Annotated in this window: 14 protein-coding genes; 11 read left to right on the top strand and 3 right to left on the bottom strand. The window is 57.4% G+C overall.

The features are described 5' to 3' along the window. The 7 genes from lpdA to AC1XOS_RS00770 all read left to right on the top strand — a co-directional run. A partial coding sequence (gene lpdA, locus AC1XOS_RS00740) for a dihydrolipoyl dehydrogenase (RefSeq protein ID WP_481960301.1) occupies positions 1-1,350 on the top strand: 1,350 nt, incomplete at its 5' end. Positions 1,351-1,419: 69 nt separating this feature from the next. Continuing rightward, entirely contained in the window at positions 1,420-2,412 is a 993-nt protein-coding gene (locus AC1XOS_RS00745) for a GDSL-type esterase/lipase family protein (RefSeq protein WP_481960302.1), read from the top strand. Between the two features lie 59 nt (positions 2,413-2,471). Next, complete coding sequence (locus AC1XOS_RS00750; protein WP_481960303.1) at positions 2,472-3,482, top strand: LacI family DNA-binding transcriptional regulator; 1,011 nt, start codon at positions 2,472-2,474, stop codon at positions 3,480-3,482. Positions 3,483-3,533: 51 nt separating this feature from the next. Then, entirely contained in the window at positions 3,534-4,382 is an 849-nt protein-coding gene (locus AC1XOS_RS00755; RefSeq protein WP_481960304.1) for a DUF1559 family PulG-like putative transporter, read from the top strand. Between the two features lie 79 nt (positions 4,383-4,461). Further along, entirely contained in the window at positions 4,462-6,555 is a 2,094-nt protein-coding gene (locus tag AC1XOS_RS00760; RefSeq protein WP_481960305.1) for a tetratricopeptide repeat protein, read from the top strand. A 38-nt stretch (positions 6,556-6,593) separates the two neighbouring features. Then, positions 6,594-6,917, top strand: coding sequence for a hypothetical protein (locus AC1XOS_RS00765; protein ID WP_481960306.1), 324 nt, complete (start codon positions 6,594-6,596; stop codon positions 6,915-6,917). After that, on the top strand, positions 6,904-8,583 hold the full coding sequence (locus AC1XOS_RS00770) for a CRTAC1 family protein (protein WP_481960307.1): 1,680 nt from the start codon (positions 6,904-6,906) through the stop codon (positions 8,581-8,583). Before AC1XOS_RS00765 ends, AC1XOS_RS00770 begins: the two co-directional genes overlap by 14 nt. A gap of 12 nt (positions 8,584-8,595) precedes the next feature. On the opposite strand, the gene AC1XOS_RS00775 is transcribed toward AC1XOS_RS00770, so the two are convergent. After that, the gene (locus AC1XOS_RS00775) at positions 8,596-9,669 is read right to left on the bottom strand and encodes an RNA-guided endonuclease InsQ/TnpB family protein (protein ID WP_481960308.1); all 1,074 of its coding nucleotides are present in this window, start codon (positions 9,667-9,669) and stop codon (positions 8,596-8,598) included. Positions 9,670-9,827: 158 nt separating this feature from the next. Here AC1XOS_RS00775 and AC1XOS_RS00780 point away from each other — a divergent pair, with 158 nt between their 5' ends. Next, positions 9,828-10,202, top strand: a complete 375-nt coding sequence (locus AC1XOS_RS00780) for a hypothetical protein (RefSeq protein WP_481960309.1) — start codon at positions 9,828-9,830, stop codon at positions 10,200-10,202. A gap of 46 nt (positions 10,203-10,248) precedes the next feature. On the opposite strand, the gene AC1XOS_RS00785 is transcribed toward AC1XOS_RS00780, so the two are convergent. Beyond that, positions 10,249-10,485, bottom strand: coding sequence for a helix-turn-helix domain-containing protein (locus AC1XOS_RS00785; protein ID WP_481960310.1), 237 nt, complete (start codon positions 10,483-10,485; stop codon positions 10,249-10,251). A gap of 209 nt (positions 10,486-10,694) precedes the next feature. Between AC1XOS_RS00785 and AC1XOS_RS00790 the strand changes: the two genes are divergently transcribed. The 3 genes from AC1XOS_RS00790 (at position 10,695) to AC1XOS_RS00800 (ending at position 15,901) form a co-directional block, all read left to right on the top strand. Beyond that, the gene (locus AC1XOS_RS00790; protein WP_481960311.1) at positions 10,695-13,181 is read left to right on the top strand and encodes a sugar phosphate nucleotidyltransferase; all 2,487 of its coding nucleotides are present in this window, start codon (positions 10,695-10,697) and stop codon (positions 13,179-13,181) included. Positions 13,182-13,267: 86 nt separating this feature from the next. Further along, a complete protein-coding gene (mscL, locus tag AC1XOS_RS00795; protein WP_481960312.1) occupies positions 13,268-13,732 on the top strand; it encodes a large conductance mechanosensitive channel protein MscL in 465 nt (154 codons plus the stop codon). Between the two features lie 108 nt (positions 13,733-13,840). Next, on the top strand, positions 13,841-15,901 hold the full coding sequence (locus AC1XOS_RS00800) for a DUF5916 domain-containing protein (protein WP_481960313.1): 2,061 nt from the start codon (positions 13,841-13,843) through the stop codon (positions 15,899-15,901). Between the two features lie 35 nt (positions 15,902-15,936). Here AC1XOS_RS00800 and AC1XOS_RS00805 read toward each other — a convergent pair whose 3' ends face one another. Further along, positions 15,937-16,131: a hypothetical protein gene (locus AC1XOS_RS00805; RefSeq protein WP_309720427.1), complete on the bottom strand. Its 195-nt coding sequence runs from the start codon at positions 16,129-16,131 to the stop codon at positions 15,937-15,939. Positions 16,132-16,143: the final 12 nt, after the last annotated feature.

The raw sequence follows: 16,143 nt of genomic DNA on the forward strand, positions 1-16,143 counted from the left end.
GGGACGTGTCTGAACTGGGGCTGTATTCCGACCAAAACGATGATCGGCTCGGTCGCGGCGCTGCACACGCTCAAGCATGCGAAAGACTTTGGCCTCACGGCAGAGAATGTCGGCTACGACTTTGGGGCGCTGATGGGGCGCAAGGACAAGATCGTCACGGGGCTCAATAAAGGCGTCGAGTTTTTACTCAAGAGCGTGAAAGTCAAGCATATCGCAGGCTACGGCAAGATTTTAGATAAGAACACGGTCGAGGTGACCAAGGCTGATGGCTCGGTCGAGAAGATCACCACCGCCAATATTATTATTGCTACCGGCTCTGTTCCGAGCAAGGTGCCGATTCCCGGTGTGGACAGTGCCGATATCTGGGTGGACAACGCGGCGGTCAAGGCCAAGAAAGCCGCTGGCACGCTAGCAACCGGCCCGCTCTGGACCAGCAACGAAGCCGTCAGCGCTCAGAACGTCCCCGGCGAGCTGGTGATTGTCGGCGGTGGCGTGATTGGGGTGGAGTTTGCCTATGTCTATGCGGGACTGGGCTCGAAAGTGACTGTGCTGGAGTTCCTGCCGCGCGTGATCGCCAACATGGACGAGGATCTTTCTAAAGAGCTGGCCAAGAGCCTGAAGAAGCAAGGAATTGTGATTCAGACTGGCGTCAAAGTGACCCGTGTCGAAGACAAAGATGGCAAGAAAGAAGTGTTCTTTGCCGGTGAAGATGGTGCGGAGAAGAGCCTTCCCGCCGATGTGGTGCTGATCGCCACGGGCCGCACGCCCTTTACGACCGGCCTTGGGCTGGAGAGTGTGGGCATCACCTTGGGCTCGCCCAAGGGCCGCGCCGCGATTGCGGTCAACAACAAGCTCGAAACCAGCGTCCCCGGCATCTACGCCATTGGCGACGTGATCGGCTCTGGGCTGGCGCACACCGCCACGGCGGAGGGGCTTGTGGCGGCGGAGAATATCTGCGGCCACGCGGCGACCATGAGCTATAAGGCGATCCCGAGCTGTATCTACACCGAGCCGGAAGTCGCTGCCGTGGGTCTTACCGAGGCGCAGGCCAAGGAGCAGGGCTACGATGTCAAGGTCGGCACCTTCCCTTTCCGCAACCTCGCCAAGGCCATGGCAATCGGCCAGACTGAGGGCTTTGTCAAAGTCGTCGCTGAGGCCAAGTACGGCGAGATTTTGGGGGTGCACATCATCGGCCCCCACGCCACCGACCTCATCATGGAGGCTGTCGTCAGTATCCAGCTAGAGAACACGGTGGATGAGCTCATGAAGACCGTCCACTCCCACCCCAGCCTCGCCGAGGCAATGGGACAGGCCAATGAGGACGTCAAGGGCTTGGCAATCGACAAGTAGCATATTGCACAGTGAGCAAAAGGCGAGGGGCCTCCCCTCGCCTTTTGCGTTTCGGCCAAGGAGCCTTTTATGTGGTCAAGAGAGCTTTGTTTCTTCGGGCGCTGGGACTTGCGCGGCAAAGAGCGTGCCATCACGGTTAACAGTGGCAGCTATGTCAAGGCACGCTTCTCAGGCACAAGCCTCAGGGCGAGCTTTGATCTCTCTCTGAATAAACCGCACTGCGAGTGCACCAAAGAGGGCTCGTATCCCACGATTGCCTGGCAGATTGATAGCGGCGCGTGGCAGGAAGCCGAGATATCTGCAAGCGTTAAGCTCGCCCAGGGGCTAGGTAAGGGCTCGCACACCGTGATGTTAATCGTGCGTGGCCTTGACGAGCACCAGAGCCGCTGGATGCCGCCGCTGGTTGCCAGCGTGACGTTCACCGGGTTTGAAGCGCAGAAGCTAGAGCGGGCGCTTCCCGCGTGGCGAAGGCCCAAGCTCACGATGGAGTTTCTGGGCGATAGCATCACCGAGGGCGTGATCGTGAATGAGGGACGCGCGGGGGTGCTTCCGGGCATTCCCTTCACCTGGCCCTGGCTCGCCGATGCACGGCAGTCCTACGCGGCGCAGACCGCACTGGCGCTCGGGGCGGAGTGGCGACAAGTGGGCTTTGGGGCGACGGGCCTAAAGCTTGTGGGAAGCGGCGGTGCGCCGGGAGCCCTAGCAGCGTTTGACTTCTTCTACGCCGGTTGCCCGCGTGATAAGTGGCAGCCCGATGTGGTGGTCATCAATCAAGGCACCAACGAGCCGCCTTCTCCTGAGTACCAGGGGCTCTATGGTCAGTACCTGGCGCAGCTACGCCGTGCCTACCCTAAGGCGAAGCTTGCCGCCCTGCGCCCGTTTGGTGGCGCACACGGTGAAGATATCAAGGCTGCGGTGAGTGCTTGTAATGCTGCGGGGGACTCGCGCATGTACTACATTGATAGCACAGGCTGGTACACAGGGCCCCTGCATCCCAATATTGAGGGAAGTGCCACACTTGCGGAGAAGCTGGTGCACGCTCTGAAGACACAAGTTTTATAACTTTCTCCATGGTTCTTGACAAAATCTAACCGTTTAGATAAAATGCGACGGTATCAATCATGGTAACGATTCGCGATGTTGCAAAAGAAAGTGGCGTGTCCGTGGCGACCGTCTCCTATGTCCTGAACAATGGCCCCCGTGCCGTTCGCCCCGAGACACGAGAGCGGGTTGTCTCCACCATGCGTCGCCTTAACTACCATCCCAATGCCGTCGCACGGAGCCTCGTACGCAAGCGCACCCACATGATGGGGATTCTGGTAGGCGATGAGCAGTCCGAGATCGTGAACAATAACTACTACGCCGGAGTTCTCGCGGGCGTCTTTGCAGGAGCACGGCAGCGCGGCTACAATATCACGTTTTTTACCGCAGCAAGCACCGACAAAGACATCGAGCATCATATTCGAGCGCAGCGGCCTGATGCCATGCTGATGATCGCCCCCCGGCTCGGGCAGGATCTTCCCAAGCGCCTGAAAAGCGTCGGGGTTCCCCTGGGAGTTGTGGGAGCCGGAGATTCCTACGAAGACGATGCGGCGATCTGTGTGGACGTGGACAATCGGGCGGGAATGCGGCTTGGGATGCAGCATCTTTGGGAGCGCGGGCACCGCAAGATTGTGTATGCGATCGGCGATCCGAACCAGGAGAGCACGCAAGTGCGGCGCATGGTTTTTGAGCAAGTTCTACGTGAGTGGGGAGTGGAGCCAAGCGAGCACGACTTCATCGCGCACTCGTTTCATAAGGAAGTCGTGTATACAGCGGTCGAACAGCGCTTGCAGCAGGCTTCTCTCCCCACAGCGATCTTTGCCGGCAACGACGGTATCGCGCTGGCTACCCTTCAAGCAGCGCGTGACTTGGGGAGGCGCGTCCCAGAAGATATCGCCGTGATCGGCTACGACGACTGGCCCATCGCCTCGTACATGACACCAGGTCTAACGACCATACGGCAGCCCATGCACGAAATCGGAGAAGCCGTCGTGCAGGGCCTCGCGAACCTTATAGAGAAGAAAAGCGTCAAAGCCGAGACGAGAGTGAAGCGTTTCCCGCCAACTCTGATCATCCGGGACTCGACGTAAGAAAAAAAGAAGATCAGACACCAATTCAAACCTAACGTAAGGAAATTTGCAATGAATAGCAATAAGAGAGCGTTTACGCTTATTGAACTCCTCGTGGTGATCGCGATTATCGCGATTCTCGCCGCGATTCTTTTCCCGGTCTTTGCCCAGGCCCGTGAGAAAGCACGCTCCATCAGCTGCCTCTCCAACCTGAAGCAAATCGGCACCGCGTCCATGATGTACATTCAGGACTACGATGAGACCTACATGTGTGGCTGGGGTGAGCCCGATGGGAGCACGATGTGGCGCTGGGTGCTCAACCCTTATATCCAGAGGAACGGGACATCCATGTACAACGGTAATGCTACCAACAATAGCATTCTGATCTGTCCCAGCACCCGTATTGGGGTAACGAGCTATGGCTACAACCAAGCACACTTCGCCAACCGCTGGGCTCAGGCACCTAATGGAAACTGGAACAATGGTGGCATAGGCATGGCCGCTATTACGGAGCCTGCAAACCTCGTGATGATCGGAGAAGCCGCCAAGTCAGGACGTACCTCACCTGGGATTGATCCCAACTATGCTGATGGCTCTGCCTACTGTGGCACACGCAATGGCACCGCAGCCAACAACCCTGCGGACTGTGGGCCTTACCGCTTTAAGGCAGACACCTGGAAAAAGGATCCAGGCGATCCGACCTGGGATGCAACGGTGGACTGGGACATGGCAATGCCGGGCGATGGCAAGGGTGAGTGGAATATCGCATCAGGTCAGGGCAACAACGGTAGCCGTCGTCCGCTGTTCCCGCACAGTGGTCTGGGTAACTTTGTCTTTGCCGATGGTCATGCTAAGGCGATACAGGGTGGCAAGCTTGCAGTTAAGATCGGTACGCCCGACGATATCTGGCATAACCGCTAGTTCGTCTACCAGGAGGTACACCTGTACTTTCTGGTAAGAAAAGGGGGAAGCGATTGCTTCCCCCAATTTTTGATCTCCTATGCGTCAGCGTCGTTTGGTTACAACCCTCGCCTTCCTTCTAGTGCCTCTCGCCGGGGTTCTTTGGTGGCGTGCCGCCCGTTTCCTTCCCTCCTCCCGAGAAAGGGAAGCGGTACGTCTGTCCCTGCCTGAGCTAGAAAAAGGGTTTCCCTCCCACCAAGACGACCCTATTTATCTCTACCACCTTGGGAGTCGTCTACAGGCGGCTGGCCGCTCCGAGGAAGCTCTGGGCATTCTCGAGCGTGCCGCAGGGCTGAGTCCCGATGAAGTTCGAATCCGTCGCGCTTGGACGGATGTACTGATGGCAACGGGGCGTGTCACGGGTGCGCAGGGCTATCTTCAGGAGTTTGTGAGGAGCCACCCCAGTAGCTCTGAGGGACACACCCTACTCGGTGAGTTCTACGGCTCGCAAAACTCGATGGAGCGCGCCCAAGAGGAGCTAGAGACAGCGATCCGGCTGGACTCCCAGAATAGTCATGCCTGGACACTCCTTGCCAAAGTGCGCGACTACTTCTTCAATGCGGGGGGAGCGCGTGAGGCGGTACTTGCAGCTCTCAAAGCGGATCCTCAAAACGCCGATGCCCATGCCTACCTGGGTCGCCTGGAGACTAAAAGTAATCCTGAGGCCGCTATCGGCTCGCTCCGTGAAGCCGTGCGTCTTGCCCCAGAGCAGAGTGAGTTCTCCCGAGCGCTTGCCGGGCTACTGCTGGACACCACAAAACCAGAGTCACTCACCGAGGCGGAGGGGCTTCTCCGTAAGCTACAGAGCACTCGCCCCGAGGATGCAGAGAGCATGCGTCTTCTGGGCCGGGCCTTGCTTCTGCGAAAGCAAGTCGCCCAAGCGCTCCCTCTACTTGCGAAAGCCGATACTTTAGCGCCAAGCGAGCCACTGGGAGCCAAGTACTTGCTAGAGGCCTATCGCCTTGCAGGAGAGACCACGCAAGTCAATCGCTGGCAGAAAATCTACGAAGAGCGCCAGAAAGATGCCGAGGCAGCTCGCCAGCTACGGGATCAGCTCGTCAAAGACCCCAAGAACAAAGACACACATCGCCAGATGGCACATCTCATGGCAAAGCGTGGTCAGCCGGAGCCGACCCTACGTCACTATGCCAGCGCTATTGGAGCCGCACTCGACTCTCCCAAGGCACTCATTCTCGCTGCCAACGACCTGACAGAGTTTGGTTTTGGGAAAGAAGCTCTCGCGCTGGCGCGTCTTGCCGTGCGGCATGGACAGAACAACCCAGGTGCCCTAGAGGCGCGGGGCAATGCCTTACTCTCCCTGGGACGTATCCGCGAAGCCTCGGTGGACTATGCCCAGATCAGCGACCTCCAGCGCGAGAAAATGCCGATGTATCGCCAAAAGCTTCTTGCGGCCATCCAGAAACAACAGCAAAACCCAACACCAGGTGAGCGCACTCTTTTGGACGTTCAGCAGAGACAGCAAGCGGAGATTGGCCCTCGGCGGACCACCAACGAGCTGCTAGGACTTATTGAAAAAGCACTGGAAAAAGAGCCGGAGAGCATCGCTCTTCTCTCAAAGCGCTTTGAGATGCTGGTGGCGCGGCGGGAACGCGATAAGGCCCTGGCTTGTGGCGCTCAGCTCTTGGCTCTCTCGCCTGAGGATACACAGACACATGCACGTATGGCGGCGCTCCTGACAGATACGGACGATGCAAAGTTTGATCCGGCTCAGGTAGAGAAGCACCTCGATGAGGCCGACCGCGACCCTCTCGTCCAGCCCACCCTACACTATGTTCGTGGCCTCCTGGCGCTCCGTCGCCAAGACTGGCCCGTCGCCGTCACGGAGCTTCGACAGGCCATTGCCATGGACCCTAGCAGCGATATCGCATACCTTCGCCTTGCTAAAGCTGAGCGAGCCGCAGGGAATGAAAAAGAAGCCGCAGAAGCAACACAGATCTATGACCAGCGGCGGCGCAGTAAACAAGAAGAAGTGGATCTACTCATGGAGATTGCAGATCACCCCAATCAAAAATCTGGCTACCAAAAAGCCATCCAGTACTACCGTCAAAAAGACAGAGCAAGTGAGGCGGATGCAATCCGTCGGGAAGCGATCCGTCGTTTTGGCAGTCTCTGAGACAGAGTCTCAAAACAACCAAGAAAGGCCTTAAAACAATGAAAAGTGAAATAAAACCCCTTTGGATTGCTCTGGCAGCAATCGGAGCGATTCTTCTTCTAGGAGTTCTCTACAAAGTATTCCTCGCAGAGCCTCCTATCCCTGCTGGAGTTTCAAAAGAAGAAGAGATGAAGCACAAAGGCATGAACGCCAAAAACTACTCGTCGAGCTACCAGCAGCAGTACACCAGCGGTGCCCCGCGTGCGGGTTCCCCCGGTCAGAGTGGTGGCTATGGTGGCGGTTACGGCGGTGGCTACGGCGGAAGCCGCCCCAGTGGCTATGGCGGAAGCCAGGGAGGTTATAGCGGCGGTGCACCGCGCTAACCAACATCGTTTACAGGCACTGCTGACTTCCTCTCTGGCGATAGCCGGAGGGGGAGTTTTGCTTGCGGGTTGCCCTAAAGCAAAAGAAGGCGCCACTCGCGAAGCGCCGCTCTTTCGGAGTGTCCTTGCGGAGTCTGGGATACGCTACCAGTGGGAGATCCCGGGCAAGCGCCCCTTAAATATCCTCCAGACCATCGGCAACGGGTGCGCGTTTTTAGACTACGACGGCGATAGCAACCTTGATATCTTGCTCGTCGGCCCCAAGCCTGCACTTTTTAAGGGGGATGGTAAGGGAAAGTTTGTCGATGTCTCAGAAACGACGGGAATTGGGGCGCTGTCCGGGCACTTTCTGGGCTGTGCTGTCGGGGACTACGACGGAGACGGCTTTTCGGATCTCTATCTCACCGGCTGGCGTGAGGGTCGGCTCCTGCACAACAATGGGGGTAAGGGCTTCACCGATGTCACTGTCGCCCAAGGGCTGTCCCCCGAAACGTGGGGAACATCGGCGGCTTTCGTGCCGCGCAGGCGATCCGCGCAGCTAGATCTTGTTGTCTGTAACTACGCCATTTTTGGCCCCGAACCTGGCATCAAGCAGCTCTGTGAGGCAAAAGACAAGTCCGGCAAGATGATCCTGACTTCCTGTGGCCCCCGTAGCTACACCCCCGTTCCCGCAGCTCTCTACCGTTTTTCTCCCACCGGAAAAGCGCAGCGGATTGTTTTAAAAGCCTCGACGGGGCGCGGTCTCGGCGTGGCCGCACTCTTCCCCGAGGATGAGACCGCTCCCTACATCGCCTTCGCAAACGATGAGATCTCAGGGGACCTTCTCCAAGAAGGCTCCAGCGGCTTTACCAATCTCGCAACCACAGCAGGAACCGCTTACGATCGCGATGGAAATGTGCACGGTGGGATGGGCACCGACTGGGGCGATGTCGAAAATGATGGCCGCCTTGATCTTCTTGTCGCCACGTTTCAGAACGAGGCCAAGTCGCTCTATCACAACGAAGGTAGTAAAGTTTTCTCCGACATGGCGTACCCCGCAGGCATTGGTAGCACGACCACGCCACCTGTCGCCTTTGGGATTCGTTTCCTTGACTTCGATAACGACGGCTGGCTCGATGTGGTCGTAGCCAATGGGCATGTACAAGACAATATCGCGGAGATAGACACGAGCACAACTTTCCGTCAGGCATCCCAGCTCATTCAAAACAAAGGCCTCGGAGCCAACCGCTACGCCCGCTTTGACGATATCAGCAAGCGCTGCCCTGATCTTCAGAAACCTATTGTTGGGCGAGGACTGGCCACAGGTGACTTCGACAATGATGGACAGATAGATGTGCTTATCGTGGATGCCGAAGGAGAGCCCCTACTTCTCCACAACGAGAGTCGTAGTAAGAGCCACTGGCTGGGGATAAAGCTCGTGGGTAAAGGCCGAAATCGGGATGCCTACGGTGCCCTTGTCACCCTTGAGCTAGAGGGCCGCAAGATTGTCCGCCACTGCCACGCCGATGGCTCCTACATGTCCTCGTCTGATGCACGCGTCCACTTTGGTTTAGGGGCTGCCACCAAGATAGAGCGCCTTACGGTTCGCTGGCCCAGTGGTCAGCTTCAGACGATAACGGAGCTTTCTCTAGACCGCTATACCACTCTTCAAGAGACCACAAAATAACTTATCTCCCGCCTAAAGGCAGGGAGCTTTGACAGTGGAGGGAGGCGAAATCAGGCCACATTCTAGACATTGGAATTTGCATTGAGATTTTCGATTATGCTTATCGCAGTAGCCACAGGTAGAGCAAGTACGGGAGGTGTTGCGTGGATCAACCAGAACCACGGGCACTCCTGCACGTCTTGCCTTGTAGCTGACAAACTGTTTAAGCTGATCGAAACTCCAGTTTCCAAGCTCAAAACGCATTTCTCCCCAGAGGTTCGAACCTCCGTCTCTGTTCATAACCGAAGCCCGTTCTCGAATCCCACTAAGGTCTTCAAGAGCGATTGCCTTACCAGAGACAGCAGCCGATTCGACAAGGCGACGGCTGATATTGTGGTTTACCCATTTGGTAAACCGAGATTGACGACGGCGCAACTTCTGAAGGTGCCGCTTTGCCGACTTAGAACCATGCTTTTTTGCGGTATGTTGAAGCCCCGCTTTGAGCTTTCGCATTCGGCGACGGAGGGAACGAATAGACTCTCCGCTATATTGGTTTCCTTCGCTGTCAGAAGCAATCTGAACAATGCCAAGGTCTACACCAATATACTCAGTGGCTTCGTTCTGAGGGGCTTCTGCAATGTCGCAGACGACCATAAGATAAAACTCACCACCGATAAAACAAAGATCGCATTCGCCTTTTTGAGTCAGAAGCATTTCCTTCTGAAACTCTCCAGCGGCGAAGGGAATTTTCATGCGCCCGACAACTGTCCAGAGCGAAATTTGGCTCTCCTCGGTGAAGAAAGTCAAGATTCTGGAATCGTAGGCGATAGAACCTGTGGGGCGAAAGTCTCGCTTCGTGAGTTTGTCCAGCTTGTACGAATCAGCGACTTTGGCATTACAGCGAATAATCAACTGAGAAGCCAGCCCAAACTCTTCCCGGATGTTGTGATAGCAGGCTTTGTGCAGGTCAAACTGTTTGAAGCATTTGTTCTGCCAAGCGTGCTCAGACATGCGATTGCAAGCCTCGTTCGCCTTTTTGAGCGTGGTGAGAAGGACTTGCTTTTGCTCTGGAGAGGCAAGGAGTTTGACCTGTGCAACGAGCTTCATTGTCACGTTACTCCTAACCGTTCGTCAAAACCGGAAAGAAAGAGAGAGATTAATTTGAAGACTCAATTGCGGGAACTTCCATGCGGTTCCCGATTCATCCCACGGCTAAACGCCCTTCCCTCCGGGTGGGCACCCAAGGTTTCCTCAGAGGTGTTTTCATGAAAGATGAAACTCCTCTGCCTAAACAGCGCTCCTGGATCGAAGCCTACGGAACCCCCGTGGCACTTGGCGCGGTGATCCTTATTGTTATCATTGTGATCTTCTCTTCCGTACCCGCATCTGTGCAGCCCAAAGTCAATCCGTCTCCTGGTATCACGGAAAAAGAGTACTATCAGAAACAAACAGAGGACACCGATCAAGTGATCCGCAAAGCCGTTCAAGAGTCGGGGGGAGACTGGAATAAAATTCCACCGGTTGGTCAACAGCGTATCCAAGAACTAAGCCAAGGTCATGGCAGAGAAATGCTTGAGATCTATGTGGAGCGTATGAAGGAAGAAAAGAAAAAAGGGAAAGCGAAGTCACCATCAAAATAGCCCCCGTGCCGCTGGCGCAACACGGGGGCTCTCGTGCAAATCGGAACTACTGTGGGTTTCCGCTACCCGGATAGGCAAGCAGGCCGCGACGAGTTGCCTCGCGGAAGGCCTGGAGCCTATTCGTAACACTCAGCTTGCTGTAGATATTGGCCAAGTGGAAGTCCACTGTCCGCTTGCTGACATAGAGCTGGTCGGCAACTTCTTTGCTCGACTTACCTTCGATGACTAAAGACAACACTTCGACCTCACGCTTGGTGAGCTTCACTTGGCTGTCTGATGACACTCCGCTATTAGTATAAACGCCCATGGGGCTGTATCCCTCCTGTTTTCTCTCTCCACGGCTGATGGAAGATCTTCTGTCTCCTTGCAGCCGAGAGCCCGATCTCTCTCTTCGGTGCTCTGTATTTTATATTTGCCATACCCAGGTAAATAAATCATTGAAAAAATTACCAGTTTTCTCGTGATTGTTCTAGCTGGTGTACAATACGGGTAATGCAGGCTGTCATTCTCGCAGGGGAACGCGGCGCTCCCCTCTATCCGCTGACGGCGCGAACCCCGCGCGCCATGCTTCCGATCGTGGCAAAACCACAGGTGCAGTACTCGCTAGAGCTTCTTAAGCGCCATCATATCTCCGATGCGATTCTCTGTCTCCAGGTGCTTCCTGAGGTCTTTGAGAGCCGCTTTGAAGACGGTAAGGAGCTGGGGCTGACTCTGCGCTACCACCGGGAGCAGGTTCCCTTGGGAACGGCGGGAGCGGTGCGCGCCGTTTCGGATCGCTTGGTGGGCAAGAATATTCTCGTGCTCAATGGCCATGTGCTCACCGATGCCGATCTCAGTGCCTTAATCGCTTTCCACGAAGAGAAAGAGGCGGCAGTGACGATCTTGCTAGCGACGGTGCCGGATGCCTCGCGCTACGGGGCGGTGGTGCGCGATGCCGAGGGCCGTGTGCTGGCTTTCGCGGAGAAGCCACCCGTGGGTGAGGTCGCCACGGACACGATCAATGCGGGAATCTATGTGATCCGCCGCGATATTCTGCGCCGCATCCCCACGGGCACGGAGTTCTCCTTTGAGCGCCAGCTCTTTCCTCAGCTGGTGGCGGAAGGAGCACCCGTCTATGGCTGCGTCGCCCAAGACCGCTACTGGCGCTCGATCACGACGCTCACCGACTACCAGCGTGCCCAGTCCGATGTGCTGGAGCAGCGTGTCGAGGCGCGGATTGAGGGAGTCGAGGTGCGCGAGGGAGTCTGGGTGGGAGAAGGTGCGACGATTCACCCGACGGCGGAGATCCGGGGACGCGTCTTCCTCAACCACCATACGGATGTGGGGCGTGGGGCACAGATTCGGGGAACCGTGGTCATTGGCTCCCGCTGCCTCATTGGCGAGGGAGCACTGATTGAAGACTCCGTGATCTGGCGTGGCTGCGTTCTGGAGGAGCAGACCGAGGTGCGAGGGAGCATTCTGGGCAACCACTGTACGGTTCGTGCCGGGGCCAGAGTCCGCCCTGGAGCCGTGGTAGGGGCCGATGCCGTGATTGCGTCCGTGGTGGCGCACCTGCCGAGCCAGAGTGAAGTCCAGCGGGCAGGGATTCGCTTTGGCACCGACGGCTGGCGGGGCATTTTGGGCGACGATGTGACTTTTGAGAATGTCCGCCTCGTCACCCAAGCGCTCTGTGACTGGGTCAAGTCCGATGCCGTGCCTGGCGAGGGCGTGATTATCGGCTACGACACCCGCTCCCAGTCCGATCTCCTGGCCCGTGCGGCAGCGGAAGTGGTTGCGGCCAATGGACTGCGTGCACGCCTCTCCCGAAGCGCTTGTCCGTCTCCTACCGTCAGTTTTGCCTGCCGCTTCTTTGGAGCCGCAGCGGGGATTGTGGTCACTGCGAGTCATAACCCCGCGTCTTTCTCGGGCTTAAAGGTGAAGGCCAACTACGGTGGCCCCGCCTCCCCTGAGATGACCGCCCGGATTGAGGAGAAGCTGCGTGAGCTGCTCATGAGCGGGGGGACGGCCCGAACGGAGGGCGGAGCGGTCGAGGTCACGGATCTGGCGGCTCCCTACCTGGCACACTGCGCTCGCTTTGTTCCGCTCGACAAGCTCTCGGCGGTGGGCCCCGTGGTGGTGGATGCACTCCACGGCGCGGCGGCGGGCTACCTGACCCAGCTCCTGGCTCCGGCGGGAGTCGCGATTCAAGAGATTCGCACCGAACGCAACCCTTTCTTTGGCGGGGTTACCCCCGATCCGACTCCTGAGAACCTGGAGGCCCTCTTTACCGCCGTGCCTGCCGCACAAGCCACGCTGGGGCTCGCCCTAGATGGTGATGGGGACCGACTGGGTGCCTGCGATGCATCCGGCGCATTTGTGGATGCCCACAAGCTCTTTGCCCTGCTCCTGCGTCATCTCATTCGCACCCGTGACGGTAAAGGCAGCGTTGTCCGCACGGTTTCCACGACCCGGATGATAGACAAGCTCTGCGCCGCGCACAACCTGCCTCTGATCGAGACCCCCATTGGCTTCAAGTTTCTCTGCCAGAAGATGCTCACGGAGGATATCTTGCTCGCAGGCGAAGAGTCAGGGGGCTTTGGTGTCGCAGGCCACTTGCCAGAGCGTGATGCTGTTTTGTCAGCGCTACTCATCCTTGAGGCCGTCGCACTCTCGGGGAAATCCCTGATGGAACTGCTTGCCGAGATCACCGAAGAGGTGGGACCCCATGAGTATCTTCGCATCAACCTGCGGCCCACACCCGCCCAGATGCACCGTATTCATACCGCGCTTCAGGGCTTTCGAGAGACCCACCTTGCCGGCGCAGAGATCGCCGCGATCCGTCGCCGCGATGGCACCCGGCTCGACTTCACCGATGGCTCTTGGCTGCTCCTGCGGCCCTCCGGCACAGAGCCGCTCGTTCGTGTTTATGCCGAGGCTGCCACCCGCACCCGCGCCCGAGAGCTCACTGAAGCCGGTGCAGCCTTTATAGTAACATCATAATATTCCAATCTTGGGAACATTTCTTGTACAATTAACCATCTGATGCAACGGTGCCTTAAAAGAGGCCAAATTAAAGGGAAATATCGATGTCACTTGTAAAAGAATTTCGTGACTTTGTGGGATCGGGGAGCGCTGTAGACCTCGCCGTGGGTGTGCTGGCCGCAGGAGCCATTGGCACTATTCTAAAATCGTTTATTGATGAGATGGTTCTTCCGCTAACAGGACTATTGGGAAAAGCCGACTGGGCCAACTCCTATGTTATTCTCAAAGGCGGAGATGCACCCGCTTACACAGATCTTGTTGCAAAAGCGAAAGATGGCGTTGTCGCCCTTGCCGAAGCACGCAAGGCAGGTGTGGTTGCGCTAGGCTATGGCCAGTTTATGACCGTCGCCGTGAATACGCTGATCCTAGTCTTTGCTGTCTTCATGGTCGTCAAGGCCATCAATGCCTTGAAGAAAAAGCAAGCGGAAGAAGCTGCCGCAGAGCCTGCTGCTTCACCTGCACAAGAAGTGCTCCTCACCGAGATTCGCGATCTGCTCAAATCAAGATAGCCGCGGCGATGTTAGGTTTTTTGCTTTTATCGGCAGGATTTTGCACACGGATGATCACAAAGTAACTTTTGGGAACTCAAGTCGCAGAAACGCGTAAAGTATCCCAGCATGGATAGCAAAGGTTTCCAGGCGGCGAGTTGTGCACTCGTCGCCTTTCTCATGAGTGGCCCCGCCGGAGCATCAGGCCCCGCACAGCGGGAGAGCTTCGCGCTTCCCACCACAAAAACAGCCCCCAAGATAGATGGCAATCTCTCCGATGTCTGCTGGAAGAGCGCCTTTAAGGCAGGAGACTTTGTGCGATTTACCGGCAATGCTCCCATTGTCGAGCAGACCGAGGCTTGGGCGACTACCGATGGAGCGACCCTCTATATCGCCTTTATCTGCCAAGACGAGCACCCGGAGCTGATGCGCGCCAGTGAGACCCAGCGTGGAAGCTCTGCCGTCGAGGGCGATGACCATGTGACGGTCGTCATTGACAGTCAGAACCTGCGCCGTGGGGTCTCCAGCTTCTCAGTGAACGCGCTAGGAACCCAGGTAGAGCACCTTGAGGGAGGAACTGCGAGCAATATTACCTGGTCAGGTGACTGGAAGGCGGCCACAAAGCCTCTGCCAGATGACAAGGGCTGGGCCTGCGAGATCGCGATTCCCTTTCAGCTCCTGCGCCACCCCGCGAAGTCAAAGGCATTTGGGCTCCAGCTTGCTCGCTCCCTCAACCGAGAAGGCAACCAGATGATCTGGCCCGCCCTGCCGCCTGAAGGCCAGTCGTTTTTCTCCCGCGCCCAGTTCCTCCCCGAGCTACGCCTCGCGCAGCCCATGCCCGACCAGCGCCCCCCCACAGTGATCTTGCCCTACAGCCTCACCACAGCCTCCACAGAGGGCGCACGGGCACGACAGGGGGTTGATGTCAAGTATCCCTTTAGCACCACGGTCACCGGCCTTCTGGCGGTCAACCCAGACTTCCAGACGGTCGAGCAGGATGTTGCCAATGTTAACTTCTCTTACAACGAGCAGCAAGTGCCGGATCGCCGCCCATTTTTCGCCGAAGGAAATGAGTTTCTGCCTTCTAGTGAGGTTTTCTACTCACGGCGCATCGGACAGTTTGACCAAGGCCTGAAGGTGGTTGGTCGCGAGGGGCCGACCTCGATCGGGCTTGTGAGCTCACAGTCGCAGGTGGGTGAAGCAGACCGCACGAGTGCGGCTCTGGCGCTCCGTCAGGCCGTCGGTCTTTTTAGCGAGTATGGTGTCTATGCTGCCAGCGACAACCGTGCGGATCGGCTGAGTAACCGCGTGGTGCGTGCGTCGGGAACCTACGGCTGGGTTGAGGGCTCCCAGCGCAATAGTGTCTCGTTTGCCCGGAGCCAGTCTTGGCAAGGGGGCGTACAGAAAGGCGGTGCGGGTGATGTGACGCTCAGTAGCCGAGGAGCGCCCGGCCGTCCGCGCTATCGCCTCTCAAGCTCCTATCTCTCCGAGGACTTTATCACCGACCTTGGCCTTGTACAGGACCGCAACCGTCAGGGTTGGTCCGCGAGTATGGGAATCCGTAACCAGCTCGACCGTGGCCGCTTACTCTCCTATGATGTGGACTGCGACTATACCTCCAACAAGCGGCTTACCACAGGAGATTTTTTCAACGAGAGTATCTCCCTTGACATGGGAGTCAATACCCGCGATGGCTTCGGTCTCGATATCAACCTTGACGACGGTCGCCGCCAGCAAGATACCAGCAACTACTTCCGCGACCGACTGGCGGGAGGGGGCTTTTCCTGGAACCAGCGAACTCTTTTTCAAGGCGGAGGACTGCGCTACCGTAGCGGCACACAAGGCGGACAGCCAACCCGCAGCCTGAGTCTAGCGCAGGGTTTTCTGGTGAGCAAGCCTTTCTCTATTCGGACATCCTACAGCCAGCAGCAGCGCGGGGGCGTGACCACGCAGCAGGTTATCGCAACGGGTACCTACCGCATTGACACCCTGCGTGCCATCTCCGCGCGTCTGCTCTCGCAAAATGGAACGGGCAATGCTGCCAATGTCGGGGCCCAGACTGGCACGAATTTCTACATGGCGTTTTCGCAGCGCTCCCGCCGGGGCACAGACTTCTTTCTCTTGCTCGGCGACCCCAATGCCGCCCGCACAACGAGCCAGATGACGGTGAAAGTCACCCGGCCCTACTAAGACCTCTCCTCGACCTCTCCTCGATCTCTCCTCTGCTACTTCCCGCGTCCTGAGGCTTTGGGAAGCCGGGCGGCGGCAGGCGGCGCAGCGGGAGTGGGCTTGCTTGCGTTGCCCTCATCGCCCGATGTTCCCGCGGTGTTGCCAGGTTTGGGCTGTCCTGAGCTACGGTACTGCTCTAAAATCTTTGCTGCTGCCGGCGAGAGTGCCGGTTTTTTCTTACTTGCTGCCATTGTATTTCCTTT

This window comes from Armatimonas sp. (genome assembly GCF_964826245.1).